This window comes from Spirosoma endbachense, assembly GCF_010233585.1.
In the GTDB taxonomy this organism is placed as follows: Bacteria; Bacteroidota; Bacteroidia; order Cytophagales; family Spirosomataceae; genus Spirosoma; species Spirosoma endbachense.
This window is the reverse complement of the sequence record NZ_CP045997.1, coordinates 7,290,535-7,313,019: the sequence shown is the minus strand read 5'-3', so window position 1 is coordinate 7,313,019 and position 22,485 is coordinate 7,290,535. Positions and strand designations below refer to the sequence as shown.

Annotated in this window: 18 protein-coding genes; 5 read left to right on the top strand and 13 right to left on the bottom strand. The window is 49.1% G+C overall.

Annotated features, from left to right (window positions below):
- Window positions 1-66 precede the first annotated feature (66 nt).
- The 4 genes from GJR95_RS29765 to GJR95_RS29750 all read right to left on the bottom strand — a co-directional run bounded on the left by GJR95_RS29765 (window position 67) and on the right by GJR95_RS29750 (window position 5,004).
- Entirely contained in the window at window positions 67-1,491 is a 1,425-nt protein-coding gene (locus GJR95_RS29765; protein WP_162389323.1) for a M56 family metallopeptidase, read from the bottom strand.
- Window positions 1,488-3,500, bottom strand: coding sequence for a TonB family protein (locus GJR95_RS29760; RefSeq protein ID WP_162389322.1), 2,013 nt, complete (start codon window positions 3,498-3,500; stop codon window positions 1,488-1,490). Before GJR95_RS29760 ends, GJR95_RS29765 begins: the two co-directional genes overlap by 4 nt.
- Window positions 3,497-3,868 (bottom strand): BlaI/MecI/CopY family transcriptional regulator, encoded by a 372-nt coding sequence (locus GJR95_RS29755; protein ID WP_162389321.1) that lies wholly within the window; start codon window positions 3,866-3,868, stop codon window positions 3,497-3,499. The genes GJR95_RS29760 and GJR95_RS29755 overlap by 4 nt, the downstream gene beginning before the upstream one ends.
- 197 nt (window positions 3,869-4,065) lie before the next feature.
- Complete coding sequence (locus GJR95_RS29750) at window positions 4,066-5,004, bottom strand: SDR family oxidoreductase (RefSeq protein ID WP_162389320.1); 939 nt, start codon at window positions 5,002-5,004, stop codon at window positions 4,066-4,068.
- Between the two features lie 356 nt (window positions 5,005-5,360).
- Here GJR95_RS29750 and GJR95_RS29745 point away from each other — a divergent pair, with 356 nt between their 5' ends.
- Window positions 5,361-5,804 (top strand): hypothetical protein, encoded by a 444-nt coding sequence (locus GJR95_RS29745; RefSeq protein WP_232540898.1) that lies wholly within the window; start codon window positions 5,361-5,363, stop codon window positions 5,802-5,804.
- A 113-nt stretch (window positions 5,805-5,917) separates the two neighbouring features.
- Window positions 5,918-6,088, top strand: a complete 171-nt coding sequence (locus GJR95_RS29740; RefSeq protein WP_162389319.1) for a DUF1059 domain-containing protein — start codon at window positions 5,918-5,920, stop codon at window positions 6,086-6,088.
- A 31-nt stretch (window positions 6,089-6,119) separates the two neighbouring features.
- Here the strand turns inward: GJR95_RS29740 and treY are convergent, their stop codons facing one another.
- The 5 genes from treY to GJR95_RS29715 all read right to left on the bottom strand — a co-directional run bounded on the left by treY (window position 6,120) and on the right by GJR95_RS29715 (window position 15,051).
- Window positions 6,120-8,924, bottom strand: a complete 2,805-nt coding sequence (gene treY / locus GJR95_RS29735) for a malto-oligosyltrehalose synthase (RefSeq protein ID WP_232540897.1) — start codon at window positions 8,922-8,924, stop codon at window positions 6,120-6,122.
- A complete protein-coding gene (treZ, locus tag GJR95_RS29730) occupies window positions 8,917-10,752 on the bottom strand; it encodes a malto-oligosyltrehalose trehalohydrolase (protein WP_162389318.1) in 1,836 nt (611 codons plus the stop codon). The genes treY and treZ overlap by 8 nt, the downstream gene beginning before the upstream one ends.
- Window positions 10,753-10,861: 109 nt before the next feature.
- Window positions 10,862-12,835 (bottom strand): sensor histidine kinase, encoded by a 1,974-nt coding sequence (locus tag GJR95_RS29725; protein WP_162389317.1) that lies wholly within the window; start codon window positions 12,833-12,835, stop codon window positions 10,862-10,864.
- Window positions 12,836-13,225: 390 nt separating this feature from the next.
- Complete coding sequence (locus GJR95_RS29720) at window positions 13,226-14,671, bottom strand: Gfo/Idh/MocA family protein (protein ID WP_162389316.1); 1,446 nt, start codon at window positions 14,669-14,671, stop codon at window positions 13,226-13,228.
- Window positions 14,672-14,754: 83 nt separating this feature from the next.
- The gene (locus GJR95_RS29715; protein WP_162389315.1) at window positions 14,755-15,051 is read right to left on the bottom strand and encodes an SCP2 sterol-binding domain-containing protein; all 297 of its coding nucleotides are present in this window, start codon (window positions 15,049-15,051) and stop codon (window positions 14,755-14,757) included.
- Between the two features lie 130 nt (window positions 15,052-15,181).
- Between GJR95_RS29715 and GJR95_RS29710 the strand changes: the two genes are divergently transcribed.
- Entirely contained in the window at window positions 15,182-15,637 is a 456-nt protein-coding gene (locus tag GJR95_RS29710) for a hypothetical protein (RefSeq protein ID WP_162389314.1), read from the top strand.
- A gap of 67 nt (window positions 15,638-15,704) precedes the next feature.
- Here GJR95_RS29710 and GJR95_RS29705 read toward each other — a convergent pair whose 3' ends face one another.
- The 4 genes from GJR95_RS29705 to GJR95_RS29690 all read right to left on the bottom strand — a co-directional run bounded on the left by GJR95_RS29705 (window position 15,705) and on the right by GJR95_RS29690 (window position 19,474).
- On the bottom strand, window positions 15,705-16,340 hold the full coding sequence (locus GJR95_RS29705) for an HAD family hydrolase (RefSeq protein WP_162389313.1): 636 nt from the start codon (window positions 16,338-16,340) through the stop codon (window positions 15,705-15,707).
- Between the two features lie 103 nt (window positions 16,341-16,443).
- A complete protein-coding gene (locus tag GJR95_RS29700) occupies window positions 16,444-17,505 on the bottom strand; it encodes an NAD(P)H-dependent flavin oxidoreductase (RefSeq protein ID WP_162389312.1) in 1,062 nt (353 codons plus the stop codon).
- A 92-nt stretch (window positions 17,506-17,597) separates the two neighbouring features.
- The gene (locus tag GJR95_RS29695) at window positions 17,598-18,980 is read right to left on the bottom strand and encodes an NAD-dependent succinate-semialdehyde dehydrogenase (RefSeq protein WP_162389311.1); all 1,383 of its coding nucleotides are present in this window, start codon (window positions 18,978-18,980) and stop codon (window positions 17,598-17,600) included.
- A gap of 2 nt (window positions 18,981-18,982) precedes the next feature.
- Entirely contained in the window at window positions 18,983-19,474 is a 492-nt protein-coding gene (locus GJR95_RS29690) for a MarR family winged helix-turn-helix transcriptional regulator (RefSeq protein ID WP_162389310.1), read from the bottom strand.
- A 172-nt stretch (window positions 19,475-19,646) separates the two neighbouring features.
- Here GJR95_RS29690 and GJR95_RS29685 point away from each other — a divergent pair, with 172 nt between their 5' ends.
- Both GJR95_RS29685 and GJR95_RS29680 read left to right on the top strand, forming a co-directional pair.
- The gene (locus GJR95_RS29685; protein WP_162389309.1) at window positions 19,647-20,765 is read left to right on the top strand and encodes an HlyD family secretion protein; all 1,119 of its coding nucleotides are present in this window, start codon (window positions 19,647-19,649) and stop codon (window positions 20,763-20,765) included.
- An 88-nt stretch (window positions 20,766-20,853) separates the two neighbouring features.
- Window positions 20,854-22,467, top strand: a complete 1,614-nt coding sequence (locus GJR95_RS29680; protein ID WP_162389308.1) for a DHA2 family efflux MFS transporter permease subunit — start codon at window positions 20,854-20,856, stop codon at window positions 22,465-22,467.
- Window positions 22,468-22,485 lie beyond the last annotated feature (18 nt).

The window sequence follows — 22,485 nt, the reverse complement described above, 5'->3', positions numbered from 1 at the left end:
AAACTCATCGGAAGTTTTACTAGGGGCCACGAGCTTTTAACTGGAAATGGCTCTTATTCAGGTACTTTATTTAGTGGTAACAGCAATTATTCCCTTCTCTTTATTGACATCCATCCGAAGGATTGTATTGGGTGATAACGCTTTCAATTCCGCTTCTGAAACTTCTTTGCCATCGATCAGAAAGTGTTTTGGCTCATTTAAAGCGGACCCTTTAGCCGCTGGAACTGGGGGTGGAGGTGGAGGCAACTTCTCGATTCGTTGCCCATTTTGATCCTCCAGCTGAAAATTAATGGGTAGCGTGTATTTAACACTCACGGCCTGTCCGCCCTGTGTACCGGGTTCCCAATTTGGCATATTCTTGACAACCCGTGCGGCTTCTGCATCAGCGCCGAAACCAATTCCTTTGGCAATCTGAACATCACTAATCCCGCCCGTATTGGTGACCACAAAACTCACGAATACCTTCCCTTCTGCTTTGGCTTTCTGGGCCGCTTCAGGATACTTCAGATTCTGGCCCAGGTATTCGCCTAGTTTTTGCATGCCGCCCGGAAATACCGGGGGATTTTCCACAGTTGTAAAAATTTCTCCACCGGCAATTTTCCCGGATTTTTGGGTCGATGCCTGCGCTGTAGCGCTTTGGGGCAGGTCGCGTTCTTGCGTACACATAGCGAGTAAGGCGGCCAGCGGTAAAGCCAGCGCATAACCGAGTAAGGCCCGGCGATTTGAGGCAGGTTTTTGCAACATAACAATTCGTTGTTTTAGGGTTGATTTAGAAACAAAAGGAGTAGTTAAAGCGGTTGACGGGACATTCAACGCATAGGCAACCAACTGGTGCGGATAATCCGGTTGGGGTGTTTTCAGCACCGCCCGATCGGCCAGAAATTCGTGAACCTCCTGCACCGCACGCTTGTAGAGCCATAGTACTGGATTGAACCAGAATGCAACTCGCACAATTTCCAGGAATAAGATATCGACCGTATGATACTGGCGTATATGAGCTTCCTCATGGCGAAGGAGGGCGTCGGGTTGGGCCAGTGTATCCGTACGATTCAGTACCAGATACCGCCCGAAAGAGAACGAAGGCGATGCATCGTCGCCCAGCCGAACGAGGGTAAATGCCTTCCTTTTTTCGGGAGAACCGCTCCTGATCAGCCGAAAGACCGAACGCAGGTTCAGACGTAAGCGAATGAGCATGCCCCCAACGCCCAGGCCATAGATCAGCCAGAACCACTGCGATAACGTTAGGTTGTAGGAGTTGGCTGATGCAGTGCCAACTGTAAACGTGACTGAGGAAATGCTCGTCAGCGTCAGGTCTTCGGAAAGGCCGCCCGGTAATTCAACAAGGGGCAATACTGCTGAAAGTACCACTGACGTAAGCAGGTAGGCTCGGTTGAGGCCAAAAAACGTATTTCGGCGCAGTAGTAACCAGTAGCAGCCGTAAAACAGCACCAAATACAGGCTGGCTACGAGGAGGTAGGGTGGTGTGCTCATAAAACATTTGCACTTTTGAGGTGAATAATGACGACGCCTTTCCAGGCTTTATCTCCATATAAGGTTCTATATTTAGCGATGGTCTGCTCATCTTTGTACACATCGATAGACTCAATATCTTTGGCGTTTACACCATCAATGCTACCGATTTGCTTCGTCCCATTTAGTAGAAACAAGTTGTCCGTCCCTGGAGGAACGATGGCTTTAGCTGGTACGAATAATTTGTAACGATTGGGCAAGGGCATCGAATAACGTTCTTTGCTTGTTCGCTCGAATGGAGCAGCCTGAAACAGCCTGCTGTGGGTTTTAACACTATCCCGATAATGGGCAGGATTTGAGTCGGGATAAGCTATTTTTTGCGACGAGCCATCCTCATATAAGGCGTGAGCTTTATTTTTACCAGGACCAGCAGTGTTGACCGTTGGGGTAACCTGGCCTGTCTGCCTGGCTTCTTTTTCCAGCGCAAACCGAATGGGTAGTTGGTACTGTACAGCTACAGGTTTGCCATTTTGCCTGGCGGGAATCCATTTAGGCATGCTCCTGACAACCCGAATAGCCTCTTCTTCACAGCCTCCGCCAATTCGTTCGATAGTCTTATTCACTTTCGTTTCGCCGACGGCGCCTGTTGGCAGTATCGTGAATATAACGTAAACATCACCTTCAATCCCGGCCACTTTTGCTTTAGCTGGATAGCGCAGATTATGGGCAACATACTGCATCAGTCCTGGAATTCCCGTTGGGAAAACAGCCTTTTCTTCCACAGCCTTAAACACCTTACCATTTATCGTTTGTGAGTCCGATGGTGTGGAAAGAGGCATGACTGGATTGGGCTTAACAGCTTTGTACATGGCCGTTGATCCCATGGCCGGTAGCTCATCTTCCAGAGTTGTTGTTAGCTTTGGGTTTAAGGTTAATGCGTTGTTTTTGATTCGGTTATCAAGTGATTCAAGGCGCCACACATCCATACGATAGCCGAGATGGCTATAGGTAATTCGTGAAGTTATCGGAACATCCGTGAGTTTATAAAAGCCATGACGATCGGTTGTCGTGCCTTTACCCGTAGTAGCCACGCCTACATGAGCGCCAGACAGCGGCTTCCCGTCCACCGCATTCGTTACCCGCCCCGAAACGGTTATGGTCTCGTCCGTTACCTGACTGACAACATCGGAAAGCTGCTCCCGTGCCGTGGTCATAGCGAGTAGGACGAACGCTACCGGAATAATTAAGGTGTATTTGGTCAATGCCCAGCGGGTTGTGGAACTACGGTGAAGCATCTGGATGCGCTGCTTCAGCAAGGACGGATTGAAGAAGCCATTCGTTAACGGGCTTGGTTGCAGACCAAAGCTGTATTCAACCAGAAAGCGGGCATAATGAGTGGGCTGGTCGGTGTGCTGATCGGCAATGAATTCATGCACTTGTCGTAGCATTCGATCAAGAAGCCATAGGGCAGGACACGCCCAGAATAGCGTTCGTAACAGGGCTAAACCTAACACATCGACACTGTGCATCTGCCGAACATGAATTAATTCATGTTTGAGAATTAATTCATTACTAATGTCGGCCGGGTTCAGAACGATATAGTGAAAGAATGAGAACGTTGGCGTTTTTGGGTCGTTGACCTGTACCAGCACATAACCCTCGCCAGCTTGCCGGGGCGAACGCCGGATGAGCCAAAGCAAACTGCCAGTCCTGATCAGCAGGCGTGCCAGTAAACCAAGGGCTACGATACCATAAGCCCATATACAGACTAAATTCCAATCTGGCCCGGTTTCGGCCCGTGGTGTGGCCGTTGCTGTTGGTAAGGCAATGACGCCTACTGGCACAGGTAGCGTCTCGACGGTTTCTGCGGGCAAACTTACCAGCGGTAATGTCAGTGACAACAGAACCGAAAGGATCAGATAAGCCCGGTTGAGTCCGAAGAATGTATGTCGGCGCAACAATAGCCAGTAACAGCCCGCGAATAGCAGACCATATAGGTTAGCCTTCAGGAAATAGTCGAGGGTGTTCATTGGTCTTTGTTTTTGTTTAGGAGCTTAATGATCTCATCGGCTTCGGAAAGACTGATGTTCTTGTCCTGTACAAAAAACGACACCAGCTTTTTTAGCGAGTTATCGAAGTAATTCGCCATTAACTGCTCCGTTTGGAAACGGCGGTATTGTTCCTCCGTAATTAGCGGGTAGTATTCGTGGGTTTTGCCATAAGCCGTATAACCCACCAGTTCTTTTTTTTCCAGAATTCGGATAATGGTCGAGACGGTATTGTAGGCAGGCTTTGGCTCAGGCAGTTCGGCCAGTACATCTTTTACAAAGCCTTTTTTGAGCTGCCATAACACGCGCATGATCTCTTCTTCGGCCTTAGTGAGTTCGCGTAGTTGCATCGTATTTGCGTAGACTGGTTTCGTACCTGAAAGGTATGACTAATAGTTTAGTTTTACAACTAATATATTAGTTGATTTGTTAGAAAAAATAATAGTTTAATTTTTATGGTAATTAATTATCTGATTATTAGGTGATTGATTCTTTTGTAGAAGCCGGTGTTCCTGCCTGGATGTACCGGCCTCTATAAGTAAAACAGTTAGTGATCAACTGAAGGTATCAAGAAGCCAGGCGCGTAATCATGGGCAAATGCGGAAAAGTCCCGTGGGGCCGAACCGGTAGCGTCCTGTACATCGGTCGTAACTACCGACGCTTCATTGCGGCTATAATGTGCGTAATCTTCGATCAGGCCATCGGCCTGCCAGATCGGAAAGTCAAACTGAATCAGTGCGTCCCGCATGGCAGCTGGTGGCACATCGATAAAGGTAACTGAGCGTCCAAGGGCTGTTGCGAGTTTATCGGCCATTTCCGGGTGGGTTAGTGCTTCAGGACCGGTGAGGGTATAGATTTTCCCCGCATGGCCTGAACCGGTCAAAGCCGCAGCCGCAACAGCGGCAATATCGCGTATATCGATGGCGCTGACTCTGGCATCACCGACGGCTGCGAAGAACTTTCCCTGATCAGCAATCGAAGCCCGGAATCCCAGCAATCCCTGCATAAATAAATTGGGTCGCAGAAAGGTAAAAGCCATCCCCGACAACTGGATTGCCTGCTCAACAACGGCATGGTAGCGTAAGAACCGAACGGGAGAAGCGAGGTCGGCCGCAAACTGCGATAATTTTACGATGTGTTCGACGCCTGCACGCTGAGCTTCGGTAACGAAATTGAGCTGCTGACTTTCGGCCTGTTCCGACGAATTCGTGAGTAGAAAGGCACGATCAATGCCAGCTAAAGCCTGTGCAATTGTTGCTGTATCGTTGAAATCACCTGTAACAACTTCGGCACCGGCCAGTGTATCAAATTTTTGTGCATCCCTGGCTGAGCGAACCATGACCCGAAAACTCACTCCTTTCTCGGATAAAATGCGGGTAAGTTCAGTGCCAATCGTGCCGGTTGCACCCGTAATAAGGATGGCAGGGGAGGTTGCTGGAATCGTTGCGCCTTCTGGTTGCAAAGCGGGAGTTGAGCGTGTATTCATGCCGGACGTTTAGTTAAAATTGGCCTGTTGTGTACAGACCAGCTATTATTTCGTTTTTGACAGGACAAAGGTCTACCGCCCTTGCTGGATAAAATTGTAAGAAAACGAAACGATCGTGCTCGTTGAAGGCGAAGGCAACTAGTGCCAGAAAGTGATTAAGTATGATGGATAAACGTGCGGGATCTGGATTGAGCGGCCTTCTGATCCGTGGCTTACCGTTTGATCAATCGACGCTGTTAGTCAATTGATTACTGCTTGCTTTATTTACCTTTAGTTTTGTTAATAACTCACCGTTAGTATGGAGCTAGATTAGTAATCGATACGTTTCCTGTTTACCATAAATTCACCCATTTACTATGCACAGCTATCTACGCCCGTTTCTCATTCTAGGCTTCATCACGTTGATTTTTGTACCAGGTATAAGCCAGACAAGCCACATGGCTGCTAAGCCAAATGAAACGGTTTGGGTAGTTGCTTATCCAGTCAAAGCCAGCAAACGTGCCCAGTATGAACGGTTTGTCCACGAAATTTTCTGGCCGGGCGCGAAGAAATTATCCGTAGCTGAGCAGAAAATATTCAAGCAAACGCGGATATTACACCCTACCAAAGCGGATGCTGATGGTTACTATTCTTACCTGTTCATTATGGACCCGGTTATTAAAGGAGCCGATTATGATATTGCGTCCTTGCTGACGAAAATGTATGGTGAACCAAAAGGTAAAGAGTATTTCAAGCTGTTCACGGATGCGGTAAAGCCGAATAGTTATAAAGAGTATATTGTTACCCAGTCCAAAGACTGACCGTTGCCTGAATTTGCCATTATTTGGGTTATAAATAGCCATAATCGACTCAGTAAGAATAGTGTAGTATTATTGCAGAATAACCATAGATCAATTAAACCCAAACCTCTATCATGAAAACGCTCCATTGCCGCGATGCCGGTTTCGACTGCGAAGGTGTCATCAAGGCCTCCACAGAAGATGCCGTATTGACACAGGCCGCTGCCCATGCGCAGGAAGCGCACGGTGTAACTGTGACGCCTGAACTAGCCGACCAGTTAAAACAATTGATCCGGGAAGAATAGCCGCGAACATACGTAACACGGGCTGTTTCGTTTAGTCCGTGTTACGTAAAATCCCAACGGGTAGTGCCGTAAACGTAGCTTGCACCAACATACGGTCGGTTGTGCTGCTGAGGGTCCCATCCAGACAATTGACCCATTTCGTTGGGGCATCGACTGGTAAGCGAATGGAAGTGTCATGCCAATCGATTCGCTGTGCATCCTGCTTCTGTTGCCGACAGAGTTGGGCAAAATGGAGTGGTATCGTTATAATGTACCATTGGGCGCCAAGCCGACGCGCAAAAGCCAATACATGATCCCGATACATACCATCAACGAGTAATGGCACGTATTCACCCTCCGCAAATAAGGTTGTGTTAGACTGCCGCTCATGCAGGAGCAGATACGTGAGCCAGAATTTGACACGACCGTCGAAACGATGTTGCCAAAGAGTAGACCAATGCGTTTCTGGGTCAGATTCCTGAAGAGAAAGCAAATCGGATAACCACATCTGCCGACGGGCGAAATCAATAGGGCGTCGATTGTCGGGATCGACCAGACTCAAATCCCAGCCTTCTGCTCCCTGGTAAACATCCGGAACACCCGGACAGGTGAATTTGAGCAGAACCTGAGCCAGCGAATTGACTATACCAAAATCGGCTATTTGCCGGTGAAACGATTCGAATCGAGGCCAGAATGCTCCTGATCGTTCGAGCAGACGATCGGTAAATACCTTAACCCCTTCGTGATAGCTATCGTCAACAACCCAGCCGGTGGTGTGGCGTTTGGCCTCCTGCAATGCTTTTTCGAGGTATAAACGAAACCGGTTCGGGAAATCGTCCTCATCGTCGACCCGATTGGATTCGCCGGGCATCGGGTAAGCGCCGAGCAGGTTCTGGTAAATTAAATATTCATCATTCGCGTCAGGCACATACGTCTGATCATCGGCTGACTGCTTTAGTGAAGCGTTCAATTGCTGCCAGTGTTGAACTTCAGCCAGCCATTCGTCGGCCAGGTCGGTCAGTACATTGAGCCTTGCCCGCACATCTTCACCCCGTTTGGTGTCATGGGTGGCAGTCGCGTTCTGGGCAAGCGGCCAATGGGTTTGTCGGTACTGCATAGCTTCATGAAAAGCATCAACTGACAAGCCAAAACGCTCGGGCGAATCGCCAACTTCATTATGACCGATAAAGCAATTGTAGGTGTATAGCAACGTATCTTCAACACCTTTTGCCATCAATGGGCCTGAAAACTGCATGAGTCGGTGATAAAAACGAAGAGCCCGATGGTTGTAATCGGAGTCACCCTCCATTGGCCTGGTCAATAATGCCTCTTCCAGCATAGCAAGTGCCGATTCCAGCTCTGGTTTCGTTTCCCGAATTGCTTTGAGCATCTGCCTTATACTGTCTGATTCGTTGGCCGGTAGCGGCAATTGATTACCGTAGTACCGATAAACGGGGCATTCGATGAGCAATTCGCCAATAGCCAGCTTTAACTCACCAGCTGTCAATTCTGCCAGTGCCGCTTCGTCGGCCAGGTTCAGATCGAGAAAATAATGGTAGAGGTTATTGAGTTCACCACCCATGTATTGAGCCAGAAAATACGCTTTTCTATCCCGAATACGCTCGGGCAGGGGCGTATCACTACCAATTAATTTGTGATAGAAATTGCGAAAGGCCGGTTCTGCCTGGCTGTTTGTCAGCAGATTATTCACCAGAGCCAGAAAATCATATCCCGAGGTTCCCTGCACAGGCCAGTCGGTTGGTAAAGCCTCGTTACCCTGAAGAATTTTCTCAACGACGATGTAGGTTTCATCGCCTGTCAGCGCCCTTAGCCGATCCAGATACCGTTTAGGGTCGAACAGTCCGTCGATATGATCAATTCGCAATCCCTGAAAAACACCGTCGTCTATGAATGTTTTCGTCAAATAGTGAAGTTGCTGAAAGACGGTCTCATCGTCCATATTCAGGCAAATCAGCCCATTGATCGTAAAGAAACGGCGGTAAGTCATTTCCTGCCGGGTTTCAGCCTCAGTGCAAAACCGATAGTGCTGTTCATCGGCGAGGTGATGTAACAAAGCCGGATTTTGGTTCACCGCATTCAGGCAATCCTCAATGTACGTTTCGGTTTGGTCGGTGTGCATCAAAGCCGCCAGTTGCAGTCGAAATTCAGCCCATTCAATTCCATACGCTTCTGGTTCATCCAGATGCCGGAGCTGATCAAGCTGAATCAGTAGTTGCTGTATGGCGTCGGAGGGTTCAGCGGCATCTGCCTGCAGAACAGTTGCATAGCTACCGGGCTTTAGTGGTAGTCGATTCCCGCTCACATCCAGCAAAAAGCGTGTCTGATCGTAGTGCAGTGTCAGGTGACCCTTGGCCAGTGCTTCGTCTATCGGTTCGGCCAGAAACGGGGCCAGGACCCGGCCATGAAAAAATGAACTTGCCAGCGATGTATCAAAGAACGAAGCAAAACGAGATAACGGGCCTTTCTCCAGCACATCCATCAGCCATTGATTGGTGAAATAGTAGGCCATGTGGTTCGGGACAATGTCCTGTAACCAACCCATATTGGCTAGTTGCAGCTGGCGATTTATGGCTCGTAGCTCCTCTTCTGTCCCAATCTCAGGGTTGATCCGGTTCGGGTCAACACCATCGTAGCCATGCGAACTAGCGGGTACAGCCGCAAAAATTGGCGAGGCATAAATCGTTGATACGCCTAGCTTTTGGAGATAAGGCAGCAGTGTATCGAGCTGTTGAAAGGTGAAATCTTTATGAAACTGAAGCCGGTACGTAGAAATAGGATTGTACATAGGTTGAGCGGAAGGATTGGGATAGGCGTTCAGCGTAGGCTTACTACCCATTCGTATAAATCAAAATGGATTCGGCCTGCACGATGACCGGCGCGTCGCCTGCCACTTCCATTGGAGCCGCAAGAGGACCCAACCACTGTGGATCAGCAGAGTCCAGGAGTTTTTGCCAGGGTTTGATACTAATTGGAACCCGGAATGATTCGGGTTTTGATGAGAAATTCATCAGACAAACAATCGGGGCATCGTTTGGATGGTGGCGAATCAGGGTGAGTGTTTGTCGGGCATCGTCCATAACCACGGCCACCGATTCACGATTTGGGTGCCGTAAGGGCGATTTTTTGCGAAGGGAAAGTAACGTCTGGTAGTAGCGAAAAAGCGTTTGGTGGGGCTCCTGAGTCAGGCGTTCCCACCGAAGACGGGAGCGTTCAAATGTCTGAGCGGCCTGCGGATCAGGGGCCTCAACGGAGGTCTGAAAAGCAGCAAACTCCTTTTTGCGTCCCTGCCGAACCGCTTCGATCAACTCTGGGTCAGAATGACTGACGAAGTACAGAAATGGATTTAATTCGCCCCATTCCTCACCCATGAACAGCATGGGCAGGTATGGACTACTCATCACGGCTCCGGCCATGAGTTTCTGCATGGAAAAACTGACCAACTGACTTGGTCGCTCGCCCAGCATCCGGTTTCCGATCTGGTCGTGATTTTGGGAGAAAACGACAAACTGCTGTCCCGGATGGCTGCCTGTCGGCTTTCCAACGATTTTGGCGCGCCGGGGCATGTAGGTTCCATCGTACACGTAGGCATCACGATATGACTTGGCCAGATGTCGAATACCGTCATAATCAGCATAATATCCGCTTCGCTCGCCACCTGCTGTTACCCGTAAGGCATGATGAAATTCGTCGTTCCACTGCGCATCCATACCATAACCATCACTGGCAATCGGCTGAATAAACCGCGTTTCGTTCTGATCTGACTCAATGATGAGGTAATACTGCCGCCCGGTTTCCTGCATAAACTGATCAACATACTGTTTAATCTCGCGGAGGATATGCAGCTCACTCTCATCATGAATGGCGTGAACAGCATCTAAACGCAATGCATCAATATGGAAATCGCGAAACCACATCAGGACGTTTTCAAGGAAATAACGCCGAACACTATCGCTGTAATTATCATCGAAATTAAGGGCGTCGCCCCAGGGCGTTCGGTGTTTATTGGTAAAATAAGGGCCGTAATCGGCAAAATAATTTCCTTCTGGCCCCATGTGATTATAGACTACATCGAGCACCACGGCCAGCCCTTTTCGATGACAGGCGTCTACAAGCCGTTGTAGCCCCGCAGCCCCGCCATAGGAATTCTGTACGGCATACGGGCAAACGCCATCGTAGCCCCAGTTGCGCGTACCGGGAAATTGCGCCACGGGCATAATCTCAATGGCATTAATGCCTAACTCAACAAAATAATCCAGTTTGGCTTCAATACCGGCAAATGTGCCCTCAGGAGTGAATGTGCCCGTATGAAGTTCGTATAGGAGATAACTTTCGAGCGGGAGGTTGTTCCAGGTCGAATCTGTCCATACAAATTGAGCGGTATCGACCGCCTGCGATGGGCCATGAACGCTTTCGGGTTGCGATAGCGATGCCGGATCAGGTCGTTCAGTTGTGTTGTTCAGGATAAATGTATAGGTGTCACCCGGTTTCAACTGGCTGGTAGTCGTTTGCCAGTAAGCGCCATCGTTCTGGAGAGGGATGACTAAATCCTGATGGCAGATACGAAGCGATACGGCTTCGGCCAGTGGTGCCCAGACACGAACGACAGCACTATCGTTCGTGAAGGTAACGCCAAGTGTTCGTTGGCTTATCAATGACTCATTCATACGTTGAGAATGGCGAGTTGGGAGTCTGCAATTGCCAAGACTAACAAGCAACAAACGGGATGTGTTGGCGGGAATGGCTAAAAAGGCGTATACGGCCCTCTTTACAAAGTCAAACTTCTACTTCTACCGTTGTTCCGTCTTCGGCAAAAACCCGGAAAGTGCCTCCCAGTTCTTCAGCGCGGGTCTGCATATTTCGCAAACCATAATGTTGCTCGGAAACCGCTCCGTTTGCCCATGTAAACCCGCGTCCATTATCGTGGATTCGGAGATTGATATGTCCGCCGGGTCGAATTTGGAGGTGTACTGTTGCCTGCGTGGCAAAGGCGTGTTTGATCACGTTGTTGAGTGCTTCCTGAACAATTCGGAACAGATTCAGAACCTGCGTCGAGGTTAGCCGTTGCGCCTGCGACCCGGTGACCACCACATCGACATGCAGGCCGTCGGTTTCGTGTACGTAGCGGTTGATATACTGATTCAGGCGTTCCGAAAATTCCTCGACCGTAAAACTTTCCTGATGAATGGCCCAGATGGTTTCGCGCAGGAGTTTAACCGCTTCGCGCGTATAGCTCACAATGGTGCGTAACTGGTCGGCCCATTGACGCCCGTTCATTCGGGGCTGTTTCTCAGCCTGATCACTGATGTGGGTAAGGTTGGTAACGACAAAGGCCAGATGGGCACCTACATTATCGTGAAGGTCGCGGGCAATGCGTTCTTTTTCAACCAGTAAGCTATTTTTCATGGCCAGCGTCTGAACCTCAGCTTCGTAGGTTCGCTCCTGCTGGATCGTTTGTTCTTTGATGAGCCGTTCGGTCTGATCACGGTTCATTTTGTAGCGATACGCCAGTCCGACTGTCAACACCAGCACCTCGAACAGGGCCGCTGGGGCATAATAAGCAAAATTGGCAACGGGCTCATACGTTGGCAGCATGCCGAAATTGGCAAAAACCTGCCCGAGATTCAACGCATAAAACGGTAAGACTGCTATGAGATACAACCAGGCTTCTTTAACGTGGTATTTTCGGACGATACTCACCACGATATAAGCGCCGATAACAGGCATTGGAAACCAGTAAAAAACGGAAAAAATTCGAACCAGGATAAGCTCCAGTAAGGCAGAGTAGGGCGTAAATCGTTCGATGGTCAGCGCGATCAGGCAGAAAACGCCACACCACAAAACGATTGTTCCGACTTTGTGCCAGCGATGGGACGGGGTATTAATTAATGGAAGAAACGTTCGGACAAACAGCAGTTGTGAATAGAAAAGAATGAGCGGGAACAAAAAATAGACGTTTTGTCGGGGCAGCCAGAACTGTTCTTCAAAGGCAAATTGATTCATGAACCCATCGTTGATGATAAAAAAACCAACAAGGCCCAGCAAACAGAAAATATATTTCGAATAAATGCGGTCGAGGGTAATCAGAAAAAAAATGACGTTCATAATCGCTACAAAGACCAGTGTAAATAATACACCGCCCCAGAACAGATAGCTTTTCTGAAGAAGAGAATCATAGGCCGACGCCCGCACAAGCTCGACGGGGACAATTTGTGTGCCCCGATGTTTAAGAATACGTAGGTATGCTGTTGCGTTCTGATGCCCGGATAGCGTAAATGGGAACCAGTAATGCCGATGGTTTAAGGGGCGTTTGGCAACGGGTGTTTTCCAGCCTATGATGGGTGATGTTGAAAGAACTTGATTCTGCTCATCGACTAAAAAGAGCTGGAGTTCGTCGAAACACCAGAAATCGATTTCGGCCAGCCAGTTCTGGGTCTGATCCGATGCATTCGAGAGTTTGAACCGTAGCCAAACCGGCTTGGCCGATTTTATTCCCGTCACATAGCCAAAGTTGGGAACGGGTGTTGTTACAGGCTGAAAGACGGATGCTATGGTCGGTGTCATGACATCCTGAATACCTCTGTTTCCCAGCGAATCCTGAAAATAGGCCAGACTTCCCCGAAGAGAAACCTGATCATGATCCCCCTGCAAAACGACAACTGGCTGACTGTTTAACGGCTGCCCCAGCAGGCGGCATACCATCAGACAACCACATAGTAGCCCTAATAGCCTGTATTGGGAATGTTTCATTAGTGACTCGTAATAGCCACTAATGTATGCATTTATTGAAGAATATGAGATAGCGTTACATTACTTACGCTGGGTAGACTAAGCAGACTGCTGCCAAAATCGTTGGCGATTTACGTATATAAACAGAGTAGTCAGAAGAGGTAAGAATACGTAAAGTAGCTTGATTGAACGTTTGTTAATGCGTAGGAACTGGATTGCTCCGATAAGTTGGCCAGCCAGCTGGTTTACGTTCCAATAGGCTGCCCTGTGGCCGTTGCTAGTTGTTGAACCTATAGAATTAACTCAATTATAATATGGACTAAATCCCGGCTAATAAGCGGCAATCTTGTCGCTTATTAGCCGGGATTTGACCTGGCCTCTTGTTATGACATGCAGAAATTACGCATGCATTTATAGGGTATAGCCTCCATTATACTGCCGCCGAACGAACTGATTGGCATAGTCGAAATTCGTAATTTTCATGTTCTCTCCATCCCAGAGGAGTTTTTTGCGCCCGGTGAACTTACCATCTTCGCGGGCCAGATAAGAACGGGTTGCCAGATTGCCCATTAGTACTGTTTCGGCCAGCGGACCTGCTTCATCGAACGAGGATGACGTATAAGCGCCGTATCCTTGTTTGCAGGCTTTGACCCACTGTTGCTGATGACCTTCTGTTTTGCCCTCAACCAGCGGCTTTTCGGGTTTTGGTAATTCTTTGTTCGCAAATTTGTCGACCGGGAGTAGCTTCGGATCATTCCCGAATAACCCACCCACCAGCATCCCTTTGGTGCCAATGAACAGCATGCCCCCGTCAATACTGCGGAACATATCGCTGTACTCAACACCTTCGGGTACTTGCGGACGAATGCCGCCATCAAACCAGGAGAATTTAATTTCTTTCACTTTACGGTCATCCGAAGGAAACGTCAGATGAATGGCCGATGAAGGCGGGCATACGTCATCATAGAACGCTTCCTTGAAAAAATCGGAATAGACCGAGCCTACACTACACTCTACCGAGGTGGGATATTTGAGTTTCAGCGCACGGAACGGCACATCCATAAAATGGCAGCCCATATCGCCGAGCGCTCCCGTTCCGAAATCCCAGTAGCCTCGCCAGCGCGTGGGCATATACGCTTCATGATAATCGCGGTTGGGCGCGGTGCCGAGCCATAACGGCCAGTTCACTTCGGGTGGCACTGGCTGCGACTCCCCCTTATCTTTTGGCGACCGGACACCCTGCGGCCAGACAGGGCGGTTCGTCCAGCAATAAACCGTATGAACATGGCCAATCATTTTTTCCTGAATAGCCGTTTCGATGATGCGTGTGGCATCTCCCGAGCTACCCTGATTGCCCATCTGGGTCACAACTTTGTATTTACGGGCTGCTTCGGTCAGCATCCGGGCTTCATAAATGTCGTGTGTCAGTGGTTTCTCGACGTAAACATGTTTGCCGAGTTGCATGGCGGCCATCGCAATCGGAGCGTGCATGTGGTCGGGTGTGCTCACAATAACCGCATCGAACGTTTTACCCGCTTTGTCGAACATTTCGCGGTAGTCCTGAAAATAAGGCGCGTTCGGAAATTGAGTCCGGAATTTTTTCGACTGGCGATCATCGACATCGCATAAGGCCACAAAATTGTCGGAACCGTTGTTGTAGGCTAACCTGATGTTCACGTCGGCCTTGCCACCACAACCCACAGCCGCCATGTTGAGCTTGTCAGATGGCGCGATCACTCGTGATCCATCGGGTCGTTTTCCTCCTAAAACGTGGCGGGGTACAATAAAGAAACTGGCTGTGGCAAGGGCGCTGCCCTGCAAAAATTTACGGCGAGAAGTAGTCTGGTCAGAGGCCATTGGACAAAGATATTGGGCGTTGATTAATTAAACTAAACTATAAAAAATCTAACTTCCAATATCTAATGTCCAATAAAAAGAATTTAGGCCATTACCTGCCCCATTTTCATGGCAATACCCATATCGCCTTTTACTTTGAGCTTACCGGTCATAAAGGCCATCATCGGATTGAGGTCGCCGGTGCCCATTTTTACCAGATTGTCCACGCTGACATGAAGGTCGCAATCGGCGGGTTTATCGTCGTTGGAGACAACTACAGGCGATTGAGTCGCATCGATATAAACAACGCCCTGATCGGTTACGAGCTTTGCCGTGGCATTAAGGCTGTCGGCGTGGGTGGCTTTGGTTCGGATTTGATCCGTTAGTTCTTGCAAAGTCATGTTTGATAGGTTTCGTTGGTTGATTATGAAACTCTGCCGCGAAATTAAGGTTTTTACGTAGTGTAGACTGACTCGTGTTGCAGTATCTTGGTCGCCGATTAAACAAACGACCCGGTTGGTCGCCCTACAGATGCGTTCTCAATTCTTAACTTTACTGTGTATCCTCACGTTCATTAGCTGCGGTTTAGGCCTTTTTGATTCCGTTGTGTCGTTTTTTCGAACCGATGCTGTTGCCGAAACCTCGTATGTTAAACGCAAACTCACTCCTGAGGAGGAGCGGAATAAGCCTAAACAGTATTTCGAAGACCGGGCAGCAACTGGTGCTCAACCCATGCCCGGAGACCCGGAAGAAATCCGGTTGCTGGCCATTGCTCAATTCTTTTATTCGCTACTCACACTGATTGGAGCTATTCTAATGTTTCGACTCCGCCGGATCGGTTTCTGGATTTACCTGGCTGGTGTCACTGTAGGCATTGTATTGCCGGTCGCACTGGCGGGTTTCGGGGCCTTGAACACCTCCTTCGGCGTATTCTTCAGCCTCATTTTTGCCGGTCTCTACTGGCTGAATCTGAAGGATATGCATTGAAAAGGTGTTGCTACCAGGCTTCGGGTGCAGAATAAAACACGAAGCCTGTATGTTGTATCCAGCCTTCTTATTCTGAGCGGTGCCCAAGAACTAACCCCAATGAGGCTAATTTGTCACGGGTCGAATCGTGGCTCGTATGCTGAATGCAATGCATACCGAGTGTTCGGGCCACCTGCACAAACATCAGCCTGTCGTCGACGTAAACGACCTGATCGGGCTCTACCTGCGCTACGTCCAAGGCTAGCTGAAAAATATCGGTGTCGGGCTTGCGCAGGTGTACATAGCACGATGACACAAATGCGTCGAAAAACGTATCCAGACCAAACTGCCGGATACGATACGCATTGATCTCCCGTCCTTCGTTATTTACGGCCAGCAGCTTTAAGCCATATTCCTGTTTTAACTGGCTCACTAACTGGATCATATCCGGATAGGGCTCCGACTGTTCCATAATAAACCGGGTAAACTCAAGCGGTGAATAGGAGCGCTTTTCGTAAAAAACAATTCGTTTCAGGTAATCATCCAGGCTCAATTTACCCGATTCATACGTATCGAACGTCAGGTGGTGCCGCTCATTGAGTTGTTCATAATCCAGCCCAAATAGCTCAGCTGCCCGTCGTCGGGCATTTCGGTCCCAGCCATTTGTTAATAATACTCCACCTATATCCAGAAAGAGCGCTTTGACAGGTTGCGTCGGCGTCATGGGCGATTTTTGTAGTGAATTGGTTAAAAATCCTAAACAGGTTCAATGTTAACGGTCTTCGGCTAACTATCAAATTCGGGCGTGTTAAGAAACGTGCTCAAGGCTAAAATAAAGCTTCGGTCTGCGCGATAAGTTTCCGGAAAATGTCGGCAGCGGGCTTCGCTTCGGATGCCGACGCCAACTGACCGGCCCACATGTTTGTAAACTCGGCATTATTTTGCCGTTGAGCGGCAACTCGCAAGGCAGTTGTCAGACTATTTTGTATGGGATATTCCGGAATCGAAAGCCCCGATTTATCGATTTCACGCATAAAGGTATTGCTGATTCCCCTGGCCCATCGGCCAGAAAAAGAACGTGTCAAAACACTGTCGGTTTCCGACGATCGCTGAAGTCGTTCTTTGTAGGCCGGTATGGCCACACTTTCAGGACTGGCGATGAAAGCCGTTCCAACCTGTACACCCGATGCTCCCAAATCAAAAGCAGCTTTAATGGTTTGCCCATTATGGATACCGCCAGCGGCCAGTAAGGGTTTCGAAACCCGATCGGCTATCAACGGAAGCAGCGACATAAGCCCGACCATCGGTAGCGGGTCGTCCGTTAAAAACGTTCCCCGATGGCCTCCGGCTTCGATGCCCTGAACCGAAATAATATCAATATCTTTTTCCGTAAGCAACTCGGCTTCTTTTACGGAAGTAGCCGTTCCATTAAGCAGGCATCCGGCAGCTTTCAACGACTGAATCGATTCGTCATCCAGAATGCCAAACGTAAAACTGACAATGGGAATTTTTTCCTGAATCAGTACATCGATCTGGTCTTTGTATGAATAAAAATGTAAGTCATTCAGCGCCAGTTTTGTATACGGAATCTGATTCGCCAGGCATACCGTTTCCAGATAAGCCTGCATGGCTTCTGCGGTAGATTGGTCAATGGCTGGTATCGAATGAGCAAAGAGGTTTACGGCAAACGGCTTGTTGGTTAGTTGCTTTGTTTGCTGGATGAGTTCTGTTGTTCGTTGGGGCGACAAACCCCCAACCGGCAGTGAACCAAGCCCTCCCTGATTGGAAACAGCAGCGGCCATTTCCGGGGTGGAAACGCCCAGCATTGGGGCCTGTATAACTGGATACTCGATCGATAATAAACGGGTTAGGTTATTCTTCCATTGCATAAGCTAACAACTGTTTCTGGCTGATATATACTGACAAAGACGAATTAAACAGGCGATCTGGATGGCCGACGGCATCGCCAGGAAACCATTAATCAGCGTTCGACCCATATCGTCTTGACGTTTACAAATTCTTTTATACCGGCTTCTGAGAGTTCGCGACCAAAGCCCGATGTTTTAATACCGCCAAACGGAACACGGGCGTCTGACCGCATGAGCCCATTGATGAACACCGAACCCGCCTGAATTTGCCGGGCCAGCCGATCTGCCTTGTCCATATCCTGGGTCCATAAGGCCGAACCTAAACCAAAGTCCGACTGATTGGCCAGCCGGATAGCGTCGGATTCATCTTTTGCTTCGATGATGACGGCCAGCGGGCCAAAGGTCTCTTCGTCAAAGGCGGCCATGCCCGGTTTTACCTTATCCAGTAAAATGGGTTGAACATTGCAGCCCGACCGCTGGATGGCAGAACCCTTGCTACCCGTAATGAGCCGGGCTCCTTTGGCAATGGTCTCGCGGTACTGGCGCTCAATGTTGTCGGCCAGATCGAGCCGGGCCATTGGTCCCATCGTAGTTGCATCGTTCATCGGGTCGCCCTGCCTGATCTGCTGGATTTGCTGAAGTACCAGTTCTGTAAATTGTTTTTTGACTGATTTTTCGACGATAAACCGTTTGGCCGCAATACAACTCTGCCCGGCATTCTGCATCCGGGATTTAACGGCTATTTCAGCGGCTTTTTCCAGATTGGCGTCAGCCAGCACAATGAGCGCGTCGGAGCCACCGAGTTCCAGTACCGACTTTTTGATCTGACTACCAGCAATAGACGCTACCGATGCACCGGCCCGCCCACTGCCTGTGAGTGTAACGGCTTTTACCCGTCGGTCTTTCAGTAACGTTTCAACAACAGGAACATCAACCAGCAGTGTCTGAAAAACACCATCGGGCAGGCCCGACTCCCGGAACGTCTCTTCAATGGCCAATGCACAGCCCGGAACGTTGGGCGCATGTTTCAGTAAGCCAACATTGCCTGCAAGCAACCCCGGAATCGCAAACCGCATGGCTTGCCAGAACGGGAAGTTCCAGGGCATAATGGCCAATACAGGTCCTAACGGCTGATAGGTGATCACGCTACGGGCGGCCGGACCATCGCTGGATTCGATGGACTGGTCGGCCAGAAAGGCCGCTGCATGGTCGGCGTAGAAGGCACAGCTAATGGCGCATTTTTCAATTTCGGTAATGGCTTCCCGGAGTGTTTTGCCCATTTCGGCGGTCATTAACTCCCCATACCGTTGCTTATTGGCAGTTAAATACTCGCCGACTTTGCGGAGGAAGACAATACGATCTGCTAATGACAAAGCCGACCAGTCGGCAAATGCCCGGTCGGCTTGTTTTACTTTACGCTCAATGCTGGCAATGCTATCGGCGCGGTATGTATTTAGTTTGCGCTGGTTGTAGGGATTGATTGACGAAAATGTCATGGCTACTGGTGATCGCCTTCCTGATCAATGTGATTCACCAGAACAACCATTGTATCGATCATTTGTTCCCAGCGATCCTCACCAACAACACCGATAAACTGTTGCTGAATATCCTCTACGCTTTCAAAAACGGCCTGCAACAAAGCCTTGCCACGATCGCTCAGGTAAATGACACTCGACCGTGAGTCGTTGTGGTTTTTCTCCATATGAATGTAGCCTTCGCTTTCCAGCAAACTAACTACTTTACTCATGGCCTGCTTCGTTACGCACGCGCGTTTCGCCAGTTCGTTATTTGTTATGCCCTCGGGGGTTAGGTTAGCCAGAAACCCCATATAGCTCAATTTAAAATCCGTGAATCCCAACTCATGGAGACGGGGTTCGATGATTAAATCAAAATGACGCTTCAGCCGACCCATCAAGCGCCCGAAGGCGCGCTCTCGATAGGACCAGAAATATTTATAATCAAATGCTTTTTTGTCTCTTTCCACGATCATGCACGCAAAATAAAAAACTCTGAAACAATCTGCGACTAAATTTTGTACAAATATAGTCAACCTGTTTGACTTTATGGTCAACCGGGTTTACTTTTGCTGCACAATAGTCAAACAAGTTGACTATATAAAATGTTCTGTAACAAACCACAACAGGTGCTGAATAACTAATACAATGGCAACCACAATGGCAACCGAAGAGGAAACAACTACGGAAGAAAAAAGCGCGGTAAAGACCTATCTGCCCCGCATCATTATAGCGCTAATTTTACTGGTAGGTGGATATTTTGGCTATAAAGCCTATGTCCACAGTAAAGAGTACGAAACAACCGATAATGCCCAGATTGAGGGCAATTCAGCGCCAGTACTGGCCCGTGTGGCGGGTTACGTACAGGCTGTAAATGTAGAAGACTACGCGAATGTAAAACAGGGACAGTCACTCGTTACAATCGATCCGCAGGAATATGACGTAGCGCTGGCACAGGCCGATGCCGACTATCAGCAATCGCTGGCGGATCTGGCCACGGCACGCGCCGATTTGCAGAATGCGCTGGCCAATGCCCGTAATGTGGTGCAAAATGCCCGTGTTGCTCAGTCGAACGCACAGGTGCAGGCGTCACGTCGCGATAAAGCTCAGCAGGATTTGAATCGGGACCAGAATCTGTACAAAGAGCAATCGCTGACCAGAAAACAACTGGAAGATTCTCAGAACAATGTTGAAGTGCAGTCGCGCCAGTATACCGCTAATGTTGAGCAGATTAGCCTCGCTAAAACGTCAGAGGGAGTCGCGCAGGCCGGTATTGCCAAAGCACAGGCTAACATTCAGAAAATTCAGGCCGTATTGAAGGTGAAGCAGGCGGCTATTGACAATGCGAAACTGAAAGTTGGCTATGCCCATCTGGCTGCTCCGATTTCGGGTAAAATTGGCCGTAAGAATGTAGTTGTTGGTCAATATGTGCAGCCGGGGCAGACCTTGTTCACGATCGTTGCCGACTCGACATTCTGGGTTGTGGCTAACTTCAAAGAAACCCAGCTGGAAAAAATGAAACTCGGTCAGGCAGTCGATATCAAGCTGGATGCTTACCCTGACCTTGACGTAAAAGGTCGTATCAGTTCGCTTTCGGAGGCAACGGGTGCCCGGTTTGCGCTTCTTCCACCCGACAATGCATCAGGTAACTTCGTGAAAATCACGCAGCGTGTTCCGGTAAAGATCGAGATTTTGAATCCGGAAAAGTACAAAAATGAATTGCGGGCCGGTTTGAGCGTCGATGCTGAAGTGCGGGTAGCCAACTAAAAAGTTTTCTGTTTCCAATTTTCAGGTGAGCGCATTCTGGCTCTGACAAACTGAAAACTCATATACAGAAAACTGAAAACTTATAAAAATGGCAACTCAAACATTGGCCCTTCCGGCACAACCGGCTTTGCCAACGGGTTTTAAACGGTGGATTATCGTGATCACGGCTATTTCGGCAGCTATTGTCGAGCTGATTGACACATCCATCGTCAACGTTGGTCTGACGGATATTGCCGGTAATCTGGGCGTTACAATCGAAGACGTAGCCTGGGTCGTTACTTCCTACGCTATCGCCAACGTCATTGTGATACCAATGACTGGTTTTTTACAGCGCTACTTTGGCCGAAAATCATATTACATCGGTTCCATTATTCTCTTCACGATATCGTCGTACGGATGTGGTTTTGCGACCAATCTGGAGATGCTGATCTTTTTCCGTTTTTTGCAGGGCGTCGGGGGCGGTGCCTTACTTTCGACCTCGCAGGGGCTTATCTACGATGCCTTTCCGGCCTCGCAGCGGGCGGTGGCATCGGCTATATTCGGTATGGGAATCGTGCTTGGTCCAACACTTGGCCCAACGCTTGGCGGCTATATCATCGATAATTACCACTGGAGCTGGATGTTCTACATAAACGTCCCGATCGGCATTATCGCTACGTTTCTGAGCATTACCTACATCGATAAAAAACCCGACGAAGTCAATATTAACCGGCGTGGTATTCATATTGACCAGATTGGCATTTTACTGCTGACAGTCGGTATCGGGAGCCTGCAATATGTGCTGGAACGGGGCGAAGCCGATGACTGGTTCGATGATGCAGCGATTCGGTATCTGGCTCTGATTGCGGCTTTCACATTACCATTCTTTATCTGGTGGGAGTTGCGGGGCACTAAAGAGCCGGTTGTTGATCTGCGGGTGATGAAAAATCGAAACCTCACTATTGGCTCTATACTGGTTGTCATAGTCGGTTACGGTCTGTTTACATCGGTGCTTCTCTATCCGTTGTTTGCCCAGCGCATAGTTGGGTTAACGGCCACCCAGACTGGTAAGTTGCTGATTCCGGGTGGGTTCATAACGCTGCCTATGTTTGCGCTTACCGGCCGTTTACTGGCTAAAGGTGTATCGCCGAGGCTGATTGTGAGTTTAGGCTACGTGGCTTTTGGCTCGTTCTGCTTTATCATGTCGACCTACAATGCCGATGCGTCGGATGGCGATTTCATTACAGCGCTCATCATTCGCGGTATTGGCCTGGCTCTGGTCAATGTACCACTGATTAATCAGTCGGTATCGACGCTGGAGCCCCGACAAATGCCCACCGGTATTGCCATTGTGAACATGATGCGGCAGATTGGTGGTGCCTTTGGGGTGGCCATCACAAATACCTACGTGACGCAGCGCACAGCCTTGCACCGGAGCGATCTTGTCTCGCATCTACAGCCTGGTAGCCCCGCACTGACCGAGCGACTCAATGCCATGACGCAGGGATTGATAGCTAAGGGAGTTAATTCGATCGATGCGGTATCGGGTGCTTATAAAAACCTCGATGCCATTGTTTCACGGCAGGCGCTGATGATCTCTTATCTGGATACATTCCGGCTGGCTGGGTTATTTTTCGTGGTGTCGTTCCCACTCCTGTTCTTACTGAAGAAGAAAAAAATGTCTGCCGAAGCGGCTAAAGCTGCTGCCGATGCAGCCCACTAAACTTAAGTAGTCAGTTTA